This is a genomic window from Pseudofrankia asymbiotica (assembly GCF_001983105.1).
Taxonomy (GTDB): Bacteria; Actinomycetota; Actinomycetes; order Frankiales; family Frankiaceae; genus Pseudofrankia; species Pseudofrankia asymbiotica.
Map to the genome: position 1 here is coordinate 1 of NZ_MOMC01000041.1, position 23,127 is coordinate 23,127.

A 23,127-nucleotide genomic window follows, 5' to 3' on the forward strand; every position below is an offset into this window, starting at 1 on the left:
GGCCCATCCCAAGCCAATAAATCTTTCCACACCACCAGATGCCCGGTACTGTGAATATCCGGCATTAGCCCCGGTTTCCCGGAGTTATTCCAGAGCCTGGGGCAGGTTGCCCACGTGTTACTCACCCGTTCGCCGCTGACCCGAAGGTCCGCTCGACTTGCATGTGTTAAGCACGCCGCCAGCGTTCGTCCTGAGCCAGGATCAAACTCTCCATCGATGCTTTGAACTCCCTCGATGGGAGAAACCCCGGCAAAATATGGACACAGATCCGTAGATCGTCCATCAAATGCCAAAGGAACCTTACAAACCCCCACAGACAACACCACCAACCAGGCATCAGACCAGGCCAGCAGCGCCACCCGCGGAACGGGGTAAAAATATGGCACTGACTTCTATGGCACGCTGTTGAGTTCTCAAGGAGCGGACACACCCGTTTCCGCCGCTTTCGCGGCTTTCACGAGGTTACCCGATATTATCGGGGTTCCGCCCGGTGCGCGGTCTGCCGTTTTTTCTGGCCGACCCGCTGTTCCGGTGTTGTTACCGTACCGTTTCCGGCGAGAGGCTGTCAAATTGCCCGGTGTGAGGAACTTGCGTTCTCTCGCCTGGCCCAGTGGGCCTCATCGGCGGAAGTGGCCAGCGCCCTGAGGCGCAGTGTCCGAACTTTCCGCTTTTAAGGCTAACCAGCCCTCTTGCTTGGTGTCAAATCGCTCCGACTTGCGTCGGCGATTGCCACGTTCCGCCACCCACGGAGAAACCGACACTCCACGCAGGTGGGGACGTCGGTGTCTCCAAGTACTGAGGCTGCCCACTGGAAGACGGATCACCTGAGGTGAATCGCGCGACCCGGGCTGGATCAGAACTATACTCCCTGAGCTGGACCCGGCCTCGCGGGGGGTGTCACCACCCTGGTGCGGTGCGGATCCGAACTCCACCAGCACGGTGCGCCGGACTGGAGCAGCAGTCGTTAACTGTACACACGCTCAAGCCAGATGTCGAGCGCCGGACTGTGACGGTCGACACGCGGCGACGGTCGGCGCCTGTCCATGTCGAGCCAGCGTCGCCATACCCGGCCTCGAGGCCCCCAAACCCCCACCTTCCGAACCTCACCGACGGCACCGGCCGGCCCACCCGCCCCGGTGGGACCGGCGACCGGACGCCGCCGCGAGGGTCATGCTGCGTGGAATGAGCTCCTCATCGGCGTGGCTCCCCGGGCGGCCGCCCGACGGACTGGGCCGGCTGCGCTGGCCCGAGCTGGATGACCCTCGTCCGGTCCTGCTCCTTCCCCTCGGCAGCACCGAGCAGCACGGCCCGCACCTGCCGCTGGACACGGACACGCGAATCGCCAAGGCCATCGCGGCCGCGGTGGCGACCCGGCTGCGGGGTCTGCTGGTCGCGCCCGCTCTCCACTACGGGGCAAGCGGCGAGCACGCCGGCTTCCCGGGCACTCTCTCGCTCGGCACGGCGGCTCTCGAGCGGGCGCTCGTCGAGCTGGTGCGGTCGGCCGACGACACCGCGGCCGGAGTCGTCCTCATCAACGGACACGGCGGCAACGCGGCCGCGATCCATGGCGCGACCCGGCTGCTCGCCACGGAAGGCCGGCGGGTTCTCGCCTGGACGCCGCGGACGGCGGTCGTGATCGCCGCCCTCGGCCCGGAGCTGGCCGGTGACCTGCATGCGGGGCGGGTCGAGACGTCGTTGCTCCTGCACCTCGCGCCGGAGCTGGTCCGGCTGGACGCCGCGGCCCGAGGCCCCAGCCCGACGACCGCCGACCTTGTTCGTCATGRCGTGCTGCCGCTCAGCCCGTCCGGGGTCCTCGGTGATCCCGCCGGCGCCAGCGCCGACGAGGGTGTCGCCCTGCTCGACGCCTTCGTCACCGACGCCGTCGCCGCGATCCGGGCCTGGCCCGGATATGCCCCTCCGCCCGGCGCGCCCCCGGCGGATCCAGCCGGGCCGCCGCCGCGGTGAGGTGGGTCGCCTCGCGGCCGTGGGCCACCCCGCAGCCGTAGGCCACCCCCAGTCGTAGGCCACCCCGCAGCCGTGGCGAGGCAGGCCAAGCCCGCTGATGCCCGTGGTAGAAGCAACAGGTGCATTACGGCGTATGTGTGCCAAACATCGGCGAGTTCGTCGACGCCCGGCAGGTCGGTGACCTCGCGCGACGAGCCGAGGCCGCCGGCTGGGACGGCTTCTTCGTGTGGGACCACGTCGTCTTCCCGCACGGCGGCACGCACGACGTCGCCGACCCCTGGGTGCTGTTGACCCTGGTCGCGCTGGCGACCGAACGCATCAGGTTCGGACCGCTGGTGACCGCGGCCGCCCGGCGTCACCCGGGGACGCTGGCCCGCCAGACCACCTCGCTGGATCGGCTCTCCGGCGGTCGGCTCGTGTTCGGCGCGGGTCTTGGGTTCACGCTGGAGGCGGAGTTCGGCACCTGGGGTGGGCCGGTCGAGCCGCGGGCAGTCGCGGAGCGGCTGGACGAGAGCCTGACGGTGCTGGCCGGGCTGTGGACCGGGGAGCGAGTGGACTTCCACGGCACGCATGTGACGGCCGCGGACGTCACGTTCCAGCCGACCCCGGCGCAGCGGCCGCGGCCGCCCGTCTGGATCGGCTGCAACTGGCCGGCGCGGCGGCCGCTGCGGCGCGCGGCCCGGTGGGACGGCGTGGCGCCGATGATGGTCAACCCGCGGGACGGATCCTGGAATCCGACCCCGGCGGCGGTGGCCGAGGTCGTCTCCGCCGTACGGGAACAGCGCGACAGCACGGGTCCGTTCGACGTGGTGATCAGCGGTCGCACCCCGCGACAGCGGGCCGCGGCGCGGGCGGTCGTCGAGCCCATCCAGGAGGCGGGCGCCACCTGGTGGCTGGAGGGCTTCCGGCCGGAACCTGGAAGCCATGACGTCGCGCTGCGGCGGATCGAGGCCGGGCCGCCACGCTGAACGAGCGCCCGCGCGGCGACGAGTCATCCGCGGGCGACGAGGAGGAACGCGTGGCCGTACCCCATGCGACGCCGATGGGAGTGGACGTGGTGGTGGAAGGGACCGAGGCGCCGGTGGCGCTCGTCACCGGCGCGGCCCGCGGGCTGGGCGCGGCGGTGGCCGGCGCGCTCGACGCCGCCGGCTACCGGCTCGTCCTCTCCGACATCGCCCTGCCGGAGGCCGCCGACGCGTCGGCTGGCGGGGCGGGCTACCCGTTCGCGACCCGCGCGCAGTTGGAGGCGGTGGCCACCGGGTGCGCGCAGGCGTTCCCCGTCCGCGCCGACGTCCGAATCCAGGCCGACATGGACGCGGTCACACGCCTGGCGCTGGACCGCTTCGGCCGGCTCGACGCGGTCGTCGCCGCCGCCGGGGTCATCGCCGGCGGGCCGCCCGGATGGGAGACCGACGACGAGGCCTGGCGGCTGCTGCTCGACGTCAACCTGACCGGTGTCCTCCACACGGCCCGCGCCACGCTGCCCGCGCTGCTCGCCGCGCCCGCCGGCCGGTTCGTCKCGGTGTCCTCGGCGGCCGGCACCCGTCCGCTCGCCCGGCTGGCCGCCTACTCCGCCTCCAAGCACGGGGTGGTCGGGCTGGTCCGCAGCATCGCCGCGGAGCTCGCCGGCACGACCGTCACCGCCAACGTCGTCTGCCCCGGTTCGATGGACACCACGATGCTCGCCGAGACCGCGAAGGTCTACGACCTCGCCGACCCGCGCGAGTTCGCCCAGCACGCCTACCTGCGCCGGCTCCTCGATCCCGCCGAGGTCGCCGCCGCCGTGGCGTTCCTCTGCTCGCCCGCCGCCGGCGCGCTCACCGGTGCCGTCATCCCGGTCGACGGCGGCTTCACCGGCTGACACCGGCCCCGGCGGGCACCGGTCCTGGCCGGGACTGGTCAGGCCATGCACAGCGGCAGGTGACGCCTGTAGATGACGCCTGTAGATAAGGATCACCAACCGATGAGTGACTCCGATGAGGCCGACGGCCCGGCGAGTTCCGGCCAACGCCACGACACGGTGATGTGGGAGGTCCGAGCCGCGCCGGGACGGCTGCCGGACCTGCTCGGATGGGTGCGCGGCACAGCCGTGCCGGAGCTGCTCGGCACGCCAGCCTGCCTGCGGGTCGACGTGTACGACGCGGCGGATGAGCGGGTGGTCGTCATCGCCCGGTTCGCCGGCACGCCCGCGCGCCTGCCGGAACCGCCGGCCGGTCTCCTGCGCCGGCCGGCGCACGCCTGGCCGTTCCGTCACCTGTCGACCTACCGCGCCACCCACCCCTGACCGGTCCGGGACCCGCGTCCGGCATGCTGGGTCGGTGCGAGAGATCGAGATCCGAGACCAGATGATCCGGCTCGGCCAGTTCCTGAAGCTGGCGGACCTCGTCGAGTCCGGCGGCGACGTGAAGCCGCTCCTCCTCGAAGGCCTGGTCCGCGTTAACGACGAGATCGAGACTCGCCGCGGTCGACAGCTGACCCAGGGCGACGTCGTCACCGTGGGCGAACGATCCGCGCGCGTAGGCTGATCGACGGCATCAGCGGCGGCGTCAACCGACAGACGCCGCGGAGCGCCGCCGGGCGCCGTGAGGCGCCGCTAGCCGACCCAGGCGTAGCAGTCGGGGACGAGGACGAAGGCGGCGGCGCCGCGTAGCGCGACGTCGTTCGGGGCCGAGCTGGGCTCGACGGGGACGGCGCGGGCGAACTCCATGCCCGTGTGCCGGTCGTAGGCGGCACGCAGCGCGTCCCAGAAGATCGGCCCGGACTGGGAGAAGCCGCCCGCGACCGTGATGAGATCGAGGTCGAAGGTCGCCGCGCAGGACGCGAGCGCGATGCCCACCGCGTTCCCGGAGCGGGCCAGCGCCGCCTGCGCGATCCTGTCGCCCGCCGCCGCCGAGGCCGCGAGCGCGCGCCCGTCGGGGGCCCGTTGCTCGTCCACCCCCCCGCCCTCGCCTCGCGTCGATGAGGCTCCGGACGTGCCAGAACCGGCATCGTCAGACCCGGTTCCCGCCTCGCCGGGCCGGGTCCCGGCCCCGTTCTGCCCGGTTTCACCGTCGTCTGGTCCGGGTCGGCCCTCGTCTGGCCCGGCCTCGACGGGCTTCCAGCCCTCGTCGATGGCCCAGGCGACGGTGCGCGGTCCGGAGGCGATCGCCTCCAGGCAGCCGACGCCGCCGCAGACGCAGTCCGGCCCGGCTGGGTCGACGACGATGTGACCTATATGCCCCGCGTTGCCGGACCGCCCGTGGTACAGCCGCCCGTCAAGGACCAGACCGCCGCCCACCCCGGTCGAGACCGTCACGGCGAGCAGGTTGCGCGTGTTCCGGCCGGTGCCCATCCAGTGCTCACCGGCGGCGAGCGCCACCGCGTCGTTGTGGACGAGCACCCCCAGGCCGCCAAACTCGTCACGTAGCCGAGCGCGCAGCGGGAAATCCCGCCACGACGGGATGTTCAGTGGCGAGACCTCCCCCGCCGGCCAGATCATCGGCCCGCCGCAGCCGACCCCGACCCCGGCTAGGCCCGCGTAGTCGTACCGCCCGCCAAGGCCAGCGTCGCCAAGGGCGGAGTGCAGGCAGTCGACGGCGGCGGCGAACGTGACCTCGGGGTCAAGGGTCTTCGGCATCGCTCTGCGCGCCCGGCCGAGAACCGCGCCGGTCGCGTCGACGACGCCACCGGCGAGCTTCGTCCCGCCGACGTCGAGCGCGAGCGCGGTCCGGTTCCGGCCGCTCGCGCCGCCGAATCCCGCCGACGAGGTCACCGTGACCGTCGTGGTCGTCGTCGTGGTGACCGGCCCGGCGGTCACCGTGACCGGCCCGGTGGAGCTCGTCGCCGTGTGCGTGTCCCCGCTGCCGCCCGTCGCCATCGCGCTCAGTCGTCCTCTTCCTCGGTGTCGGCCGCGGACTCCGGATCGCGCCCAGGATCGACGCCCTCCGTACCGCGAGCGGCGGATACCAGACCGGCGCGTCCGCGGCTCCGGATGGAGCGGTGCCGGCCACGACCCGTCGGGACCGCCCTGAGGGACGGGGCCCGCGCGCTACGTTGCCGGATCATCATCGCGCACCGACGGCGGCTGTCCCTCAATTTTTTGCCCGGCATGGGGAAACGATGGCCAGGGCGGGCCGCAAGGAGAAAAAAAGCGCCAAGCGGCACGAACAGCCCGACATTTATCCAGACTCGATACACGCCAGCGAGCGGCCTGGAGGCATCCGTGAAGGCACACGCCCCGCCGGCCAGCCCCGGTCGCTCCCCGGGGCGGTTACTCCCCTGCCTGATCGCCCGGGAGATCGTCCGGCGCGGGTGGCGTCCTCTCCGAGCGCGCCGCCGCTGTGGGCGCGGGGTCGGGGTTGTCCGCGCGCCAGGGGCGGTCGCGCTCCCACATCTCCCAGGGGAGGACGTGCTCGCCGGTGCGGTCGTGGGGATCGAAGGCGTCGAGGTCGAAGGTCCGCACGGGCCCACCTCCGCGAGGGGATGCGCGCCTCCGGCGGCCTCAGTGTCGGCCGTGTCACTCCCGGTGGCGACTGGAGCGCTCATCATCGCCCGCCGCCGCGGCAGACACCACCGATCCGGGACGCGCCGCTCCGTATCCGCCACCAGAACACCGTCAACGCCGTCGAACAGCGAGACGGCCGGGTTTCCGCCCCCTTCGGGCGGAACCCAGCCGTCTTTGCGTATGTCCGCGTTACGCGGACGGCGAGCGGTCGCGCCGTCTCAGCCCTTGCGCTTTTCGACCTCGTCGGTCAGCTGCGGGACGACGTTGAACAGGTCGCCCACCAGGCCGTAGTCGGCGAACTCGAAGATCGGCGCCTCGGGGTCCTTGTTGATGGCGACGATGGTCTTCGAGGTCTGCATGCCGGCCCGGTGCTGGATGGCGCCGGAGATGCCCACCGCGATGTAGAGCTGCGGCGAGACGGTCTTGCCGGTCTGGCCGACCTGGTTCTGGTGCGGGTACCAGCCGGCGTCGGTCGCGGCGCGGGAGGCGCCCACCGCGGCGCCGAGGGTGTCGGCGAGCTTCTCCACCAGCGTGAAGTGCTCGGCGGCACCCAGACCACGGCCACCGGAGACGACGACCTGGGCCTCGGTGAGGTCCGGGCGGCCGGACTTGGCCTCCGCGACCCGGTCGACGATCTTCGCGCCCTTGGCGACGTCGGAGATCGTGATGTCGACCTGGGCCTCGGCCGGGGTGGACGGCGCCGCGACCGGTGCCGTCGAGTTCGGACGGACCACGATCACCGGTGTGCCCTTGGTGACCTTGGAGTTGACGATCGTCGAACCGCCGAAGATGCCCTGGGTCGCGACCAGCTCCGGGCTCACCGCGGTGGCGTCCCAGATCAGGCCGGATTCGGTCTTCGCGGCGGTCCGCGCGGCGACCTCCCGCGAGTCGGCCGTCGCGGCGATCAGCACCGCCGTCGGCGACGCCTCGCCAACCAGCTTGGCGAGCACCTCGGCGACCGGTGCGCCGACGTAGCCGGCGACGTCGTCGGACTCGACCACGTAGACCTTCGCGGCACCGAACTCGGCCAGGTACGGCTTGGCCTTCGCGTAGGTGCCAGGGGCGCCGGCGAATACCGCGGACGGCTCGCCAAGCGTGCGGGCGAGCGTCAGCAGCTCGCCGGTGACCTTCTTGGGCTCACCGTCGGCATGCTCGACGAGAACGAGTACCTCAGCCATCGATCGTTACCCCTCAGATGAGCTTCTGCGCCGCGAGGAAGTCGGCGATCTTCACGCCGCCGTCACCCTCGTCCTTGACGATGGTGCCGCTCTGCCGCGGCGGCGCCGGCTGGGAGTCGACGACCGTCGAGCCCGCGCCCGCGAGGCCCACCGAACCGGCGTCCAGGCCCGCGTCGCCGGACGACAAGGTCGTCAGCGGCTTCTTCTTCGCGGCCATGATCCCCTTGAACGAGGGGTACCTCGGCTGGTTGATCTTCTCGACGACGCCGACGACGGCCGGCAGGCTCGCCTCGACCAGTGCGTAGCCGTTGTCGGCCAGCCGCTCGATCGACACCTTGCCCGCGGCCGGGTCGACGGTCACCTTGCGGGCCTGGGTGAGCTGCGGGAGCCCCAGCCGCTCGGCCAGAAGCGCGCCCATCACACCGCCACGCGCATCGGAGGCCTCGGTCGCCGTGATGACGAGATCCGGGGACAGCGTGGCGATGACCTTGGCCAGCGCGGCGGACGTCTGCAGCGCGTCCGAGCCGTGCAGCGCGTCGTCGGTCAGGTGCACCGCCTTGTCGGCGCCCATGGACAGCGCCTTGCGGATCGTCTCGACGGCCTTCGCCGGGCCCATCGTGACGACGGTGACCTCGCCGCCGTGCGCTTCCTTGATCTTGAGGGCCTCTTCGACTCCGTACTCGTCCATCTCGTTCATGACGTTGTCGACGCTGACGCGGTCGACCGTCTTGTCCGCGGCGTCGAGCTTCTTTTCCGCCCAGGTATCAGGAACCTGCTTGACGGTAACGACGATGTTCACGCCTAGGGGCCTCCGTAGCCAACATAATCAGGTGTCCAGTGCTCTTGACATGGTGGCATCGGTCGCCGCGACATGCCCGATGATCGGCGGCGTGACGCCGGACGCATTGCGTCACAGTTCCCTGCCGATCCGGCAGTCACCCGTGACCGGGTAGCCCGGTGGTCCCGGCTGGCGTCCACGCCACGATCGTCGAGACGGACGGCCCGCGCCGCCGGTCTCGTCTCGTCCGTCCACCCGCCCACGCCCTGTCGATCGCCGCTGCCGGCGGGGCGCGCCGACAGGCGCTCCAAGGGCGTCCAGCTGACGCCGTCCACCTGATGCCTTTTCCTAAGGCCTTTCTACCTGATGCTTTCCCGCCCGGGGAGGCATCAGGGCAACCAGGCCGTCGAGTGACCGCCCATCACCCGGCGGCGGATGGTTCGCGGCCGCTCATCCACCGCCACCGGCCGGCCCGGGTCTGTCCATCGCCCGTCGGTGCCGCTTACGGCGCCCCGGGCCGCCCAGGAGTGCGCGAACCCGCCCCTGACCCCGCCAACCGCTAGTTGGGGCCATTTCTCCTTGTCCGTGGCCATTTGTGGGGCCAACCGAGGGGACTCATCGTCACGGATCCGAGCAGGAAGCCCGACACACCGCCACCCAAGCCCGTGCATTCGCCCGTGACTCTGCACACTCTCTCGGTGGGAAGTTACGAGTCCGCTACTTTCTGGCCCTGGATATGCGTCAGGCGACGGCTCTCCCACGTTAAGTGACAGGATTCGACCCCGGGGGTTCGATGTCCAGCTCCACACCCGCCAGCGGCCCCTCCTCACCTACCGTGTTCGATCGCCTGCTGCGCGAGTCCGGCGTCTCTGACACCCGGTTCGCCCGGCAGGTGAACAGCCGTGCCCGCCACAACCGGCGGATCGAGCTCGGGCTGGCGCGCACGACCGTGGGGCACTGGCGGCGTGGCATGAAGCCCCGTGACCCGATGGTGGCCGAGCTCGCCGCCGCCGAGGTGTCGGCGCTCGTCGGCTACCCGGTGCTGCCCGTGGACCTGGGCTGGCGCGGGGAGCACTACGGGCGCGAGGACCTGGGGCTGCACGTCGCCGACACCCCTGTCCAGACCGTCAGGACCCTGGCTGGACTTACGGGGCGGGACATGCGACGTCGCGAGATGCTCCAGGACTCGACGGCCTTCGTCGCCAGCGCGTTCGCCGAGCCGGTGCTGTCGAGCATCACCGGTGTCGTCCGGCGGGCGCTGAGCGCGAGTGCCGAGACCGCGGGCGGCAGCAACGCCGCCATGATCAGGGACATGACGGCGACCTTCCGCCGGCTGGACGCCCGGTTCGGCAGCGGGGAGATCCGCAACCAGGTGATCACCTTCCTGCACGACCGTACCCGGGCGGCGATGAGCGAGGACCCTGACGCCGAGCTGTGCAGCGCGCTCGCGGAGCTCACCCAGTTCGGCGGCTGGCTCGCGCAGGACAGCGACCGGCAGGCGCTGGCACAGCGCTACTACATCCAGGCGCTGAGCCTCGCCGAGCACGCCGACGACGTCCAGCTCGCCGGCCGGGTGCTCGCGGCCATGAGCGACCAGGCCGCCCGGCTGGGACACAACCGGCAGAGCCTGTCGATGGCCCGCGCCGCGGTGGACCGGGCGAACCGGACGGCCGCCCCGACGGTCGAGGCGATGCTCCACGACAAACATGCCTGGGCGTTGGCCCAGGCACACGACGAGGCCGGCTGCGTCGAGGCGCTGACCGCCATGGAGCGCGCGATCGAGCGCGCGATCAACCGCGGCTCGTCCGACGACGAGCCGGCCTGGGCGTCCCACTACAACGCGGGCGACGTCGCCGAATGCGTGGGCCACTGCTACCTGCTGATGGACCGGCCGGAGCAGGCCGCCGAACACCTGCTCGAGGCGCGCGAACTGCAGGTCAGCTCCCGCGCCAGGACCCGCAGCTACGCCGAGGCCGATCTCGCCATCGCCTACCTGCGCGGGCGCTCCCCCGACCTGGAGGCCGCCGTCGACGCGGGCCAGCGCGCCGTCGAGTACGCCGGGCCGGTCTCCTCCGTCCGGGTCACGGACAAGCTGCGCGAGCTGGAGACGGCGTTCGCCCCGCACAGCGGCTCGGTGATCGTGCAGGAATGGCGCGCCAACGCCGCGACCGTCCTGCGGCGCTTCCCCTCCGGCGACGGGCCAGACTCCGCCCGGTAGCCGCCGCTCTCCCCGGCTGGTCGTCGTCGCCATGCCGGACGGCCCGTCTTCCGGCCTCTGCATCCCCTCCCCTGAATCCCCTCCCCGCGCCGGCCGGTCGTCGCCAAGCCCCGAATGCGGCCGCCGGGAACGCCTGTTTGTGATGGTCGTCTCACGCTGATCACTTCTTGCCTGCCCGGGTATGGGCGGGGCGTGCGCATCCGGCACCCTGACGGGGTGAGCAGTTCGGGGGAAAGTACTGTGGCCGGCCCGTCAGGCGCCGACGACGGCGTCGGCGCGAAACCGGCCACGACCGGGGCGGGCGTCGAGAGCGAGAAACCGCCCTGGCTCCCGACCGATGTCGGGCGCACGCTGTTCGTGGTCGCGGCCTGGCTGGTCGTCGGCGCGCTGAGCGTCGTGGCGCTGGGCCGGCTGGTCTATCTGGACGACGTGCTGAGCTGGCCGTACGCGGCGCTGAACGCGCTCACACCGCTGCTCTACCTGCCGGTCTACGCCGCGTTGCTCGTCGGCTTCGGGCTCAGGCGCAACACGCTGATGCTGGCGACGGTGCCGCTGATCGGGCTGCATCTGTTCTGGACGGTGCCGGAGATCTGGCCCGGCGGGGCCGAGAAGGCGCCGGCCGGCGCCCAGCCAGTCCGGGTGCTCTCGGCGAACCTGCTTTACAGCAACGCGTCCGCCGGGCGGCTGGGCGGCCAGATCGAGGCGGCGCACCCCGACATCGTCGTGCTCGTGGAGGCCTCGCCGCTCACTCTCGGCKCGGTGCAGAAATCGGGGGCGCTCGCGCCTTACCCCTACCGGGTGGACAAGCCATCCCCGGGGGCGTTCGGCTACGCCGTCTACTCGCGGTACCCGCTGTCCGACCTGTCCGAGCCCGTGGTCGGCGGGCAGCGTCTGGTCCGGATGACCGTCGCCCTCGACGGCGGCCGGCGCTTCGTGCTCTACCCCGTCCACACGGTCGCTCCGACGAGCGCCGACAGCACCCGGGCGTGGCGCGACCAGCTCGGCCGGCTGGCGACCGACGTGCGCGGCTCCCAACTGCCGGTCGTGCTGGCCGGCGACTTCAACGCGACCCACGACCATCGCCCGTTCCGGCGGCTGCTGAGCTCCGGCGTCCGAGACACGCACGACTCCACCGGCACGAGCTGGAGCCCGACCTGGCCGGCGAACGTCCGGCTGCCGTCCGTGCTGCGCATCGACCACGTGCTCGCCTCGCCGGCGTTCGCGGTGACCGGCTACCAGCGGGGCGGCCACGACGGCAGCGACCATCTCCCGGTCATCGCCGACCTGGCGCTGCGAAGCCCCGATTCCACCGATCAGCCAGACGAGGGCTAGGCGCCTGCCGGAGCCCGGAAGGCCGGGTACTCCGAGGTCAGCGCCAGGGCGGGGGCGGTGCCGGGACGCGGCGGAGGTGGGAGGCCACCGGGCCGAAACGGCCAGCGCCGCCGTCACGGTCCTCCCACTGCTCGAACGCGGCGGTCAGCTCGGCGCGGGAGCGCCCGACGAAGTTCCACCACATGACGATCGGCTCCTCGAACGGCACGCCGCCGAGCAGAAGCACCCTGGCCGGCTCGGTGGCGTCCAGCGCCAGCTCGTCGCGGCCCGCGCCGAGGTAGGCGAGCTGGCCGGGCCGCGCCACCGCCTCGGTACCGGCCACCGGTGCCAGGCCGTTCCCCACCCGCACCGCGCCCTCGGTGACGACCAGCGCGTACTCGAAGCCGGGCCGCAGCGGAAGCACCGCCCGGCCGGGCCGCAGCGCCAGGTCAGCGCCCACCAGCTCGGTGTCGCGACGCGCTGGCGAGGCCGCCCCGGCGAGCTCGCCGACCAGCACCGTCGCGACGGCGTCGCCGATCTCGGCGCGGGGCAGCTCGGCGTGGTGCTCGAAGGCGGCGGGGCCGTGGCGGGTCGCCTCCGGCTGCGCCACCCACAGCTGGACGCCGTGCAGCGTGCCGCGGTGGTCGGTTCCCTCCTCCGCGTGGACGACGCCGTGGCCGGCGGTCATCAGGTTCAGCTGGCCGGGCCGGACCACCTGCTCGGAGCCGAGGCTGTCGAGGTGGCGTACCTCGCCCGCGAGCAGCCAGGTGACGGTGTGCAGGCTGGTGTGCGGATGCGGGCCGATGTCGATGCCGCGCGTGCCGGCGGCCCCCGTCCCCGGCGCGACCGCCAACGGCCCCATGTGGTCGGCGAAGCACCACGCGCCCACTGTCCGTCGGGTACGGATCGGCAGCGCTCGGCGCACCGGGACCGCGCCGACAGTCCGCGGCCTGCTCTCGGCGATCTCCACGGCCCGTCCCTCGGCCCGAGCTCCCGGGATCTCCGCTACGGGGACGATGTCCTCACTGGTCACCGGTCCGCTCATCGCCCGCCCCTCCATGATCGGTATGGTCAGACTAGTTTCCCATGCAACAATATGGCGCGGGCTACCGCTACTTCCTGGGCTGACGGTTCCTGGGCTGGGCCACGCGCGGTGCCCCGCGCCGAGCCGGCGCCGGTCCCGTCCGTGACGGGACCGGCGCACACCCCTCAACGGCCGGTGAACTTGGCCTTGCCGGGGCCGTGCTGCTGAAACGACTCCATGCCGTTCTTCTGGTCCTCGGTGCCGAACAGGCCGACGAACAGGCCGGTCTCCAGCCGCAGCGCCTCCGACAGTCCTGTCTCCAGACCGTCGTCGATGGCGCGCTTGGCCGCGGCCAGCGCGAGCGCGGGGCCGTCGACGTACTGCTTGGCCCGCCGCACCGCCTCGGCGTAGACCTCGGCCGCCGGGACGACGGCGTCGGCGAGCCCGATCGCGAGCGCCTCCTCGGCGCCGACCTGACGACCGGAGAAGACCAGCTCCTTCGCCCTGGCCGGGCCGACCAGCCGGGGCAGCCGCTGCGTGCCGCCGGCACCCGGGATCACGCCGAGCAGGATCTCCGGCTGGCCGACCTTGGCGTTGTCCGCGAGGATCCGGAAGTCGGCGCACAGCGCCAGCTCCAGCCCGCCGCCGAGCGCGTAGCCGGTCACGGCGGCGAACACCGGCTTGGGAATCCGGGCGACGAGCTCGAACGTCTCGGTGAGCTCGGTCCCCCAGTTCGCCATGGCGGCACGGCCCTGCGCCGCCATCTCCTTGATGTCGGCGCCGGCCGCGAACACCCGCTCACCGCCGTAGATCACGACCGCGTGGACGTCGGCGCGCCGGGACGCCTCCAGCGCCGCATCCCGCAGCTCGGCTGTGAGCTCGGCATTGAGGGCGTTCACCTTCGGCCGGTCCAGCCGGATGGTGCCCACCCCGTCCGCAACCTCTAGTCGTACGACCGCCACTGGCCGACCTCCTCGTCCCGCCGTCCCTGCGCCGGGCGCTGACCGCACGCCCCGGCCGTCGCCCCGGTGTCACGGGGCCCGGCCACGCGCTTCCTGTGCCGACGACCATCGCACCGCATGGCGGCCCGCGCCGGCCCGGCGGCGGTGACGCATCTCACGCGCCGACCGGGCCCGGTGCCGGAGCGCGCCGGCTGGGACAACGCCGGCGAGATCGGTCGACGGGACGCCGTTGGTCCACAGGCGCCCCGTTCACCCGGACGTGATCAGTGCGTTCCGTTAGCGTCACCGATGTGTCGTACACGTTCGAACCAGGTCTCACGCGCCAGGACCCCGCGCGCCTGCGCGCGCTGCCCGGCGCGCCGTACCCGCTCGGGGTGCTGCCCGACGCCGGCGGGGTCAACGTCGCCGTGCTCGCGCCGGGCGCGGACGCCGTCGAGTTCTGCCTGCTCGGCTCCGACACGCCGGCGGTCGGGAGCGGGCCTGGGCGCGGCGAGACCCGGTACCGGCTGCCCGAGCGGTGCGGCGGCGTCTGGCACGGCTACATCCCCGGGGTGCGCCCCGGGCAGCGCTACGGACTGCGCGCGCACGGGCCGTACGACCCGGCGCGCGGCCTGCGCTACAACCCCGCGAAGCTGCTGCTCGACCCGTACGCCCGACGGGTCGAGGGCACGCTGACGCCGGTCCCGGCGATCTTCGGCTACGCCGACGGGGATCCCTACGGCTACGCGGCCGACGGCCAGGACTCGGCGCCCTTCGTCCCGGTCGGGGTCGTCGCCGCACTCCCGAGCGCCGCCGCCGGCCGCTCCCCCGCGCCCAGCCGACGCGGCGGCAGCGGCGGCCTCACGGCGGCGGACCCGACCGCCAACCGGCCTGGCACGCCGTGGCGGGACACGGTGATCTACGAGCTGCACGTCCGCGGCTTCACGAGGCTGCACCCGGCGCTGCCCCCCGCGCTGCGCGGGACCTACGCCGGCCTCGCCCACCCCGCCGTCCTCGATCATCTGACCGGCCTCGGGATCACCGCCGTCGAGCTGCTCCCGGTACACGCCCATGTCTCGGAACCGGCGCTGGCCGAACGCGGGCTGACCAACTTCTGGGGCTACAACACCCTCGGCTTCTTCGCCCCGCACCCGGGCTACGCGGCCACCGACGACCCGGTCACCGAGTTCCGCGCGATGGTGGCCGCGCTGCACGAGGCCGGCATCGAGGTACTGCTCGACGTCGTCTACAACCACACCGCCGAGCAGGACGAACGCGGCCCGACGCTGTCGATGCGCGGCCTGGACAACACCGTCTACTACCGGCTGGAGCCCACCGACCCGCGGCGCTACCGCGACGTCACCGGCTGCGGCAACACRCTGAACGTCACCTCGCCGCACGTGGTCAGGCTGGTCTGCGACTCGCTGCGCTACTGGATGGCCGAGATGGGCGTCGACGGCTTCCGCTTCGACCTCGCGGCGGCGCTCGCCCGCAATCCCGACGGCTTCGATCCGGACGCGCCGCTGCTGACCGCGATCGGGCAGGACCCGGTGCTCGCCCAGGCGAAGCTGATCGCCGAGCCGTGGGACGTGGGCTGGGGCGGCTATCAGGTCGGCGCGTTCCCGGCGCCCTGGGCGGAGTGGAACGACCGGTTCCGCGCGACCGTGCGCGAGACCTGGAGCGGCCGGGCGGCGAGCGCCGCCGACCTCGGCTACCGCATCACCGCGTCGTCCGACCTGTTCGAGCACGGCGGGCGCCCGCCGTGCTCGTCGGTCAACTTCGTCACCGCCCACGACGGTTTCACGCTGGCCGACCTGGTCTCCTACGAGCACAAGCACAACGAGGCGAACCTCGAGGACAACCGGGACGGCGACAACAACAACCGGTCCCGCAACCACGGGGTGGAGGGGCCGACCGACGACCCGGTCGTGCTGGAGCGCCGCCGGCGGGTGCGCCGGGGGATGCTCGCGACGCTGCTGCTGTCCGCCGGGGTGCCCATGCTGGTCGCGGGCGACGAGCTCGGCCGCTCGCAGCACGGCAACAACAACGCCTACTGCCAGGACAACCCGGTCTCCTGGCTCGCCTGGCCGACGACGCGGGCCGACGGGAGCTCCGGGCGCTCCGGCGGCGGCTGGTGGCCGCGCCGCTCGGAACGCGTCACCAGCACCGACGTCACCGACACGGACGACGGGAACGGCGGGAACGGCGGGAACGGCGGGAACGGCGGGAACGGCGGGAACGGCGGTGCGCGGGGTGCGAACGGCCGGCGAGACCGCGGGAGTGACGGTGCCACCCCGAGAAGCGACAGCGCCGGCTCGATGCCGCCCACGACGTCGGACGTGCCGGCGCCCGACCCGGCTGGCGGGGACCAGGACCTTTTCGAGCTGGTCTCCTGCCTGCTGACGCTGCGCCGGGCGACACCCGCGCTGCGTCGAGGGCAGTTCTTCCACGGCGGCCAGTCCAGCGAGACGCACCGTGCCGACATGACCTGGTTCCTCGCCGACGGCACCCAGATGTCCGACGCCGACTGGAACGCGCCCAATCCGGCCACCGTCGTCGCGTTCATCGCCGGCGACAGCCTCGCCTGGCTCGGACCGGACGGCACCCCGGTTACCGGCGACAGCCTGCTGCTCGTCCTGCATCCCGGCGAGGAGGACGTCGACGTCCACCTTCCCGGCGCTCCCTGGGCATCCCGCTACGACCTTGTCCTCGACACCGCGGCCACCGACCTCTCCGGCCTGCGCGCCGCCGTCGAGGACCCCCGCAAGCCCCTGGCCACCTATCCCGCCGGCGAGACCCTGCGCGCCAGCTGGTCCTCCGTCGTCGTCCTGCGCGCCCACCGGTAGCCGGGACCAGCCGGAACGCCTCGGGCCCGGGCCGGTACTGCCTGGCCGGCCCGGGCCCGAGGACATGCCACGGCCGCTACGGAGTGGTGATCAGGCCGACCTCGGCCGAGCTGGCGAGGAGGGCATGGGCGGGCAGGACGTTGACGGTGTAGCCGAACGGGCCGGTGCGTGAGAGCGGGATGGTGCCCTCGAAGCGGTGGCCGCCGCCCTCGGCGTCCCCGGCTGGGTGCAGGTCGAGCGTGGCCGGGTCGAGCAGCCGGTCGGTCTCGTCGACGCGGCCGTAGGACGCCCGCACGACGACGTCGGACGCCGCCAGCTGGCCGAGCTCGACCGTGGCGCGCACGACGAGCTCCTGGCCGACCTGCGGGGTGTCGCCGAGGCCGGTCGAGTCGACGTTGACGACCCGCACGCCCGACCAGGCCAGGCGCACCTTCGACTTCCAGCCCGAGAGGCCCTTCGCGCCGTCGAAGCCGTCGGCCGCCGCCGCCCGCGCGGACACCCCGGCGGGGACGTAGTACCTCTCGACGTACTCCTGGACCATCCGGGTGGCGAGCACCTTCGGCCCGAGGGTCGACAGGGTGTGGCGCACCATCGCGGTCCAGCGGCGCGGCACGCCGTCCGCGCGGTCGTAGAACCGGGCCGCGACGGCGTTCTCCAGCAGGTCGTACAGCGCGGCCGACTCGATGCTGTCGCGCCGGTCCGGGTCCTCGACGCCGTCGGCGGTCGGGATCGCCCAGCCGTTCTGGCCGTCGAACATCTCGTCCCACCAGCCGTCCCGGATGGACAGGTTCAGGCCGCCGTTGAGCGCCGACTTCATCCCGGACGTGCCGCAGGCCTCCAGCGGGCGCAGCGGGTTGTTCAGCCACACGTCACAGCCGGAGTAGAGGTAGCGGGCCATGYCGATGTCGTAGTCCGGCAGGAAGACGATCCGGCGGCGCACGGCCGGGTCGTCGGTGAACTGGACGATCTGCTGGACGAGCTGCTTGCCGCCGTCGTCGGCCGGGTGGGCCTTGCCCGCGATCACCATCTGGATCGGCCGCTCGGCGTGCAGGAGCAGCCGGGTGAGCCGGTCGCGGTCGTGCAGCATGAGCGTGAGCCGCTTGTACGACGGCACCCGGCGGGCGAAGCCGACGGTCAGGATGTCCGGGTCGAAGACGTTCTCCACCCAGTCGAGCTCGCCGGCGGCGGCGCCGCGGGCGAGCCACGAGGCGCGCAGCCGGCGGCGCACCTCGGCGACCAGGCCCTCGCGAAGCTCCCGGCGCGTCGACCACAGCACCTCGTCGGAGATCTTGTCGATCTTCGCGAAGCCCTTGCCGTCCGGAGAGAGCAGCGGCGGCTCCGCCTCGCGGTCGGCCAGCTCGATGAGCGTCCGCGAGACCCAGGTCGGCGCGTGCACACCGTTGGTGACCGAGCCGATCGGCACGGCGGCCGGGTCGAACCCGGGCCACAGGCCGTTGAACATCTCCCGGCTGACGATGCCGTGCAGCGCGCTCACACCGTTGGAGCGCTGCGCGAGGCGCAGGCCCATGTGCGCCATGTTGAACATGTTCGGGTCGGACTCGGCGCCCAGCGCGAGCACCCGCTCGACGGGCACGCCGTCCCAGGCGTTGTCGCCGCCGAAGTGCCGGGCGACCATGTCCTTCGGGAACCGGTCGATGCCGGCGGGGACCGGCGTGTGGGTCGTGAACAGGGTGCCGGCTCGGGTGGCCTCGAGCGCCTCGTCGAAGCTCAGCCCGGCGGCGGCCAGCTCGCGGATCCGCTCCAGCCCCAGGAAGCCCGCGTGGCCCTCGTTGGTGTGGTAGACGTCGGGCGCCGGGGCGCCGGTGACGTCCGAGAACACCCGCAGCGCCCGGACACCACCGATGCCGAGCAGCATCTCCTGCAGCAGCCGGTGGTCGGTGCCGCCGCCATAAAGCCGGTCGGTGACCCCCCGCTCGGCGGGCTGGTTGTCCTCGACGTCSGAGTCGAGCAGCAGCAGCGGGACCCGGCCGACCTGCGCCTTCCAGATCTGGGCGTGCAGGGTACGGCCCTCGGGCAGCCCGACGGCCACCTTCTGCGGGACGCCGTCGGCGTCGGTGAGCTGCGTGAGCGGGAGGCCGTGCGGGTCGATGCCCGGGTAGCGCTCCTGCTGCCAGCCGTCCCGCGACAGCGACTGGACGAAGTAGCCGGCGCGGTAGAGCAGCCCGACGCCGATGATGGGCACGCCAAGGTCGCTCGCGGTCTTGAGATGGTCGCCGGCCAGGATGCCCAGGCCGCCGGAGTACTGCGGCAGCACCTCGGTGATGCCGAACTCCGGCGAGAAGTAACCGATCGCCGACGGCGCGCCGAGCAGATTCTGCTCCTGGTACCAGAGACGAGCGTTCAGGTACTCCTGAAGCTCGTCGAACGCGTCGGTGAGCCTGCGCAGGAAGCGGCGATCACCGGCGAGCGCGACCAACCGGTTGTGATCGACCTCGCCGAGCAGGCGGACCGGGTCACCCTTGGTAGCCCGCCACAGCTCGGGGTCAACGGACTCAAAAAGGTCCAGCGTCTCCGGGTGCCATGACCAGCGGAGGTTCATGACCAGGTCGGCGAGCGGAGCAAGCTGCTCGGGAAGCTGCGCGCGGACGGTGAACCGTCGGAGTGCTCTCACGAAGACGTGAGCCTAGACAGTCCTCGTGAACTGGCTGCGCCCGGGTCTCACCCCTGGGTTACCAACAGGAAAACCCTTCGACGTCACAGGAGAAATGAGGTAACGAAGCTCCGATAGCGCTCATTCCGGACTGTGCCGACGTTTACACCTTCGGGCTGTGTCTCTGGTTCGCTCCGTCCGGGCACCGCGCTACGGCCCCTCACTCGCTTCGCTCCCGAGGGACCTCCGCGCGGCGGGGTTCCTGCCGGATTGGCGGAGCCTGCGGAGCCAATCTGGGAGGTCCGCCTCCTCCGCGCCCAGCCCAGTTGCGTCGCGCTGAAGGTCACCAACCCAGAACCACCCTCACGCGGGGCACATCGCTTCGCTCGTGGATGGGACTTCGCATGGCGCTACTCGTCGGGGTCGGCCTCGGCGACCTTGGAGGCGAGGGCTGCCATCACCGCGGGGTCACGCAGCGTCGTCACGTCGCCGAGAGCGCGACCCTCCGCGACGTCCCGCAGCAGACGGCGCATGATCTTGCCGGACCGGGTCTTGGGCAGGTCGTCGGCCCAGATGATCCGCTTCGGCCGGGCCAGCTTGCCGATCCGCGCGGCGACATGGTCGCGCAGCTCGGCGACCATGGCGTCGTCGCCGACCCGGCCACCGGTGAGCGTCACGAACGCGACGATCGCCTGGCCGGTCTGCTCGTCGGCCTGGGCGACGACCGCGGACTCCGCGACCGCCTCGTGCGCGACGATCGCCGACTCGACCTCCGCGGTGGACAGCCGGTGCCCGGAGACGTTGATGACGTCGTCGATCCGGCCGATGATCCAGAAATAGCCGTCGGCGTCGAGGCGGGCGGCATCCCCGACCAGGTAGGTCGTCGGGCCGAACCGGGAGAAGTACGTCTCGACGAACCGGTCGTCGTCCTTGTACAGCGTGCGCAGCATCGACGGCCACGGCTGGGTGACCACCAGGACGCCGACGCCCTCACTGAGCGGCTGACCCTGTTCGGTCAGCAGCGCCGGGCTGAAACCGGGCAGCGGCTTCGTCGCCGAGCCGGGCTTCGTCGAGGTGACACCGGGGACTGGGGAGATCATGATGGCGCCGGTCTCGGTCTGCCACCACGTGTCGACGACCGGGCAGCGCCCACCGCCGATCACCTGCTGGTACCAGAGCCACGCCTTCGGGTTGATCGGCTCGCCGACGCTCCCGAGCAGGCGCAGCGAGCTCAGGTCGTGCCGGTCCGGGTACTCGGCGCCCCACTTCATGCAGGAGCGGATCGCGGTCGGCGCTGTGTAGAAGACGGTGACCTTGTACTCGTCGATCAGCTTCCACCAGGCGTCRAAGTCCGGGTAGTCCGGGGCGCCCTCGTACATGACGCTGGTCGCGCCGTTCGACAGCGGGCCGTAGATGATGTAGGAGTGCCCGGTGATCCAGCCGACGTCGGCGGAGCACCAGTAGATGTCGGTCGCCGGATCGATGTCGAAGACCGTGCGGTAGGTGTAGGTCACGCCGAGCAGGTAGCCGGCCGTCGTGTGCAGGATGCCCTTCGGCTTCGCCGTGGAGCCCGAGCTGTAGAGGATGAAAAGCGGCGCCTCCGCCGGCATCGGCTCCGGCGGGCACACCGGGTCCGCCGCGGCGACAAGCTCCTCGTACCAGACGTCCCGGCCGGGCGTCATCGGCGCGCGCTCACCACCGAGGCCGGCCGCGCCGACCGCCTCCACGACGAGGATGCGCTCGAGGCTCTTCAGGTCGCCCATCTCCGCGTCGACGGCGGCCTTGACCGGCGCGGTGCGGCCCTTGCGGCGCGCGCCGTCGACGGTGATGAGCACCTTCGCGTCGGAGACCTCCATCCGCTCCCGCACGGCGGACGGGGCGAACCCGCCGAAGACCACGTTGTGCACGGCGCCGATCCGCGCGCAGGCGAGCATCGCCGCGGCGACCTGCGGGATCATCGGCAGGAAGATGCCGACGACGTCGCCCTTGCCGACACCGAGCGAACGCAGCCCGTTCGCGAGCCGCTGCGTCTCGTCGAGCAGGCCGGCGTAGGTGATGACGCGCCGCTCGCCCTCCTCGCCGGCCCAGTGGAACGCGACCCGGTCACCCCTGCCGGCGGCGACATGCCTGTCCAGGCAGTTCGCGGAGAGGTTGAGCTCCCCGTCCTCGAACCACTTGTAGAACGGCGGATTCGCGTCGTTGAGAACGGTGGTGAACGGCCGGTCCCAGTTCAGCAGCTCGCGGGCCTTGTCGGCCCAGAAGGTGACCGGATCGGCCGCGGCGGCGGCCACGTCGTTCTCGACCGGATGACGGCGGGTGAACCCCGCGGGCGGGTCGAAGCTCTCCACCGCGAGCAGCCGTTCCAGCTCCGCCTCGAGCCTGCCCGTGACAGGTGCCGGGCTGGTGTCGGTCTCGTCGGTGGTGCTCACGCGTCCTCCTACGTCGTCGAGGGAGTCTGGCCACCCGCCCCAGTCCTCGGGCCTCGCTTACCGACGGCGACCTCGTCGTCGGCCCAACCGCCGTGCCGACCGGCACCGGGCCGGGTCAGGACCGGGCGTCTCGGCGGCCAGCGCGCGAACGCGAGCCCGGCGAGGGCCGGGTCTGGTCCGTCTCTACCACGAACGCGAGCGGTGCGTCGATTGCCGTCCCGCCGGACGGTATGGCCCCAGCGCCGGGCGGCCGGCCCAGGCCGTCCGCCAACCGAGCTGACCACGATCCTCGATGCCTGATCTTCATCGAGGTAGCCGGAATTATGGTCGCAACCGCGCTTTCCGGCCCAATTCCGCCTGCCTCGACGCGCCTACCCCGCCCAGGCGAGCGTCGTCACAGGTGGGCCACGGGCAGGGCCGGCGGGCCGGCGACGATCCCGGTGAGGTGGGCGAGGAGCTCCTCGCCGGCGAGGAGGCCGGGGGCCGCGGTGACGTGCAGGTGGGGGGCGGTCCAGGCGCGGTCGTGGAGCTCGCCGTGGGCGGGGCGGACGGCGGTGTCGGCCGCGAGCAGCATCGGGGCGTCCAGCAGCGAGTCGCCGGCGGCGGCGACCCGGTCGGCGCCCGCGCGGCGGGCCACCTCGGCGAGCGCCGCCTGCTTGGTGAGCGCGGCCGGGACGAGGTAGACCTTGCGGCCCTGCACGGAGACGGTCCAGCCGGCCGCCTCGACCTCGGCGGTCACCTCGGTGAGGTCGGGGATGCCCTCGCGGTCGTGGGCCACGAGGTAGATGAACAGATCGTCGGCGACCCGGGTGAGCCGGCACCAGCCGCCGACGGCGAGCCGCTCGGCGACGGCGAGCAGATCGGCCAGCGGCGCCCCGGCGCGCAGCCGCCCGGCGACGGTGGCGGCCCAGGCCGGGTCCGGCTCGCCGTCGACGAGCAGATGGCCGCCGTTCGCCGCGACGGCGTAGGCCGGCGTGACCCCGAGGCGGACACGGCGGTACTGGCCGAGCGTGCGGGTCGTCACCGGCACCAGCACGGCGCGGCCGGCGAGCTCGGCGACGCTGGCGAACGCCGCCTCGGTCATGAACGCCGCCGGCTCACCGTCGAGGTGCTCGACGGTGACCAGCGGCGGCTCGGCGACCCCCTCCCCCAGCCGGAACGACCGCCGAGAGAAGATCAACGTCTGGTCGAGGTCGCAGGCCACCACCCAGGTCGTCGTCCTGTCAGACGCCAGGGGCGGGAACGCGGCCTCGCCAGGCCCCTGACGTCTGACAGGAACGTTCCTCACGTCGGTCACGGCTGCGTCGGTCACGGCTGCGTCGGTCACGGCTGCGTCGGTCACG

General features: G+C 72.3%; 17 protein-coding genes and 1 rRNA gene. 8 read left to right on the forward strand and 10 right to left on the reverse strand.

Annotated elements, in window-relative coordinates; translation table 11 throughout:
* Window positions 1-217, reverse strand: a 16S ribosomal RNA gene (locus tag BL253_RS20195); the annotation flags it as partial.
* A 965-nt stretch (window positions 218-1,182) separates the two neighbouring features.
* Here BL253_RS20195 and mftE point away from each other — a divergent pair.
* The 5 genes from mftE (at window position 1,183) to BL253_RS20220 (ending at window position 4,490) form a co-directional block, all read left to right on the forward strand.
* Window positions 1,183-1,965, forward strand: coding sequence for a mycofactocin biosynthesis peptidyl-dipeptidase MftE (gene mftE, locus BL253_RS20200; protein WP_076818697.1), 783 nt, complete (start codon window positions 1,183-1,185; stop codon window positions 1,963-1,965).
* A 119-nt stretch (window positions 1,966-2,084) separates the two neighbouring features.
* Entirely contained in the window at window positions 2,085-2,933 is an 849-nt protein-coding gene (locus BL253_RS20205) for an LLM class flavin-dependent oxidoreductase (RefSeq protein ID WP_076818698.1), read from the forward strand.
* A 50-nt stretch (window positions 2,934-2,983) separates the two neighbouring features.
* Entirely contained in the window at window positions 2,984-3,826 is an 843-nt protein-coding gene (locus BL253_RS20210; RefSeq protein WP_420801696.1) for a mycofactocin-coupled SDR family oxidoreductase, read from the forward strand.
* Window positions 3,827-3,928: 102 nt separating this feature from the next.
* Window positions 3,929-4,249 carry a hypothetical protein gene (locus BL253_RS20215; protein ID WP_081438486.1) on the forward strand — a complete coding sequence of 107 codons (321 nt, stop codon included), beginning with the start codon at window positions 3,929-3,931 and terminating at the stop codon, window positions 4,247-4,249.
* Window positions 4,250-4,283: 34 nt separating this feature from the next.
* The gene (locus tag BL253_RS20220) at window positions 4,284-4,490 is read left to right on the forward strand and encodes an RNA-binding S4 domain-containing protein (protein WP_076818700.1); all 207 of its coding nucleotides are present in this window, start codon (window positions 4,284-4,286) and stop codon (window positions 4,488-4,490) included.
* A 68-nt stretch (window positions 4,491-4,558) separates the two neighbouring features.
* On the opposite strand, the gene BL253_RS20225 is transcribed toward BL253_RS20220, so the two are convergent.
* The 4 genes from BL253_RS20225 to BL253_RS20240 all read right to left on the reverse strand — a co-directional run bounded on the left by BL253_RS20225 (window position 4,559) and on the right by BL253_RS20240 (window position 8,425).
* Window positions 4,559-5,821, reverse strand: coding sequence for an ROK family protein (locus BL253_RS20225; protein ID WP_076818701.1), 1,263 nt, complete (start codon window positions 5,819-5,821; stop codon window positions 4,559-4,561).
* A 393-nt stretch (window positions 5,822-6,214) separates the two neighbouring features.
* Window positions 6,215-6,406 carry a hypothetical protein gene (locus BL253_RS20230; RefSeq protein WP_076818702.1) on the reverse strand — a complete coding sequence of 64 codons (192 nt, stop codon included), beginning with the start codon at window positions 6,404-6,406 and terminating at the stop codon, window positions 6,215-6,217.
* A 260-nt stretch (window positions 6,407-6,666) separates the two neighbouring features.
* Complete coding sequence (locus BL253_RS20235) at window positions 6,667-7,626, reverse strand: electron transfer flavoprotein subunit alpha/FixB family protein (RefSeq protein ID WP_076818703.1); 960 nt, start codon at window positions 7,624-7,626, stop codon at window positions 6,667-6,669.
* A gap of 13 nt (window positions 7,627-7,639) precedes the next feature.
* Window positions 7,640-8,425: an electron transfer flavoprotein subunit beta/FixA family protein gene (locus BL253_RS20240; protein ID WP_076818704.1), complete on the reverse strand. Its 786-nt coding sequence runs from the start codon at window positions 8,423-8,425 to the stop codon at window positions 7,640-7,642.
* 772 nt (window positions 8,426-9,197) lie between these two features.
* Here BL253_RS20240 and BL253_RS20245 point away from each other — a divergent pair.
* Both BL253_RS20245 and BL253_RS20250 read left to right on the forward strand, forming a co-directional pair.
* On the forward strand, window positions 9,198-10,622 hold the full coding sequence (locus tag BL253_RS20245) for an NsdA family TPR-like regulatory protein (protein WP_076818705.1): 1,425 nt from the start codon (window positions 9,198-9,200) through the stop codon (window positions 10,620-10,622).
* 240 nt (window positions 10,623-10,862) lie between these two features.
* Window positions 10,863-11,954 carry an endonuclease/exonuclease/phosphatase family protein gene (locus BL253_RS20250; RefSeq protein ID WP_241834960.1) on the forward strand — a complete coding sequence of 364 codons (1,092 nt, stop codon included), beginning with the start codon at window positions 10,863-10,865 and terminating at the stop codon, window positions 11,952-11,954.
* 37 nt (window positions 11,955-11,991) lie between these two features.
* On the opposite strand, the gene BL253_RS20255 is transcribed toward BL253_RS20250, so the two are convergent.
* Both BL253_RS20255 and BL253_RS20260 read right to left on the reverse strand, forming a co-directional pair.
* The gene (locus BL253_RS20255; RefSeq protein ID WP_241834961.1) at window positions 11,992-12,966 is read right to left on the reverse strand and encodes a pirin family protein; all 975 of its coding nucleotides are present in this window, start codon (window positions 12,964-12,966) and stop codon (window positions 11,992-11,994) included.
* Window positions 12,967-13,142: 176 nt separating this feature from the next.
* Window positions 13,143-13,919, reverse strand: coding sequence for an enoyl-CoA hydratase/isomerase family protein (locus tag BL253_RS20260; RefSeq protein WP_076818707.1), 777 nt, complete (start codon window positions 13,917-13,919; stop codon window positions 13,143-13,145).
* 266 nt (window positions 13,920-14,185) lie between these two features.
* Here BL253_RS20260 and glgX point away from each other — a divergent pair, with 266 nt between their 5' ends.
* Window positions 14,186-16,744 carry a glycogen debranching protein GlgX gene (gene glgX / locus BL253_RS20265; protein WP_096336051.1) on the forward strand — a complete coding sequence of 853 codons (2,559 nt, stop codon included), beginning with the start codon at window positions 14,186-14,188 and terminating at the stop codon, window positions 16,742-16,744.
* A gap of 76 nt (window positions 16,745-16,820) precedes the next feature.
* Here the strand turns inward: glgX and glgP are convergent, their stop codons facing one another.
* The 3 genes from glgP to BL253_RS20280 all read right to left on the reverse strand — a co-directional run bounded on the left by glgP (window position 16,821) and on the right by BL253_RS20280 (window position 23,018).
* Window positions 16,821-19,376, reverse strand: coding sequence for an alpha-glucan family phosphorylase (gene glgP, locus BL253_RS20270; protein WP_076818708.1), 2,556 nt, complete (start codon window positions 19,374-19,376; stop codon window positions 16,821-16,823).
* Window positions 19,377-19,765: 389 nt separating this feature from the next.
* A complete protein-coding gene (gene acs, locus BL253_RS20275) occupies window positions 19,766-21,784 on the reverse strand; it encodes an acetate--CoA ligase (RefSeq protein WP_076818709.1) in 2,019 nt (672 codons plus the stop codon).
* Between the two features lie 394 nt (window positions 21,785-22,178).
* A complete protein-coding gene (locus BL253_RS20280) occupies window positions 22,179-23,018 on the reverse strand; it encodes an HAD family hydrolase (RefSeq protein WP_081438488.1) in 840 nt (279 codons plus the stop codon).
* Window positions 23,019-23,127: the final 109 nt, after the last annotated feature.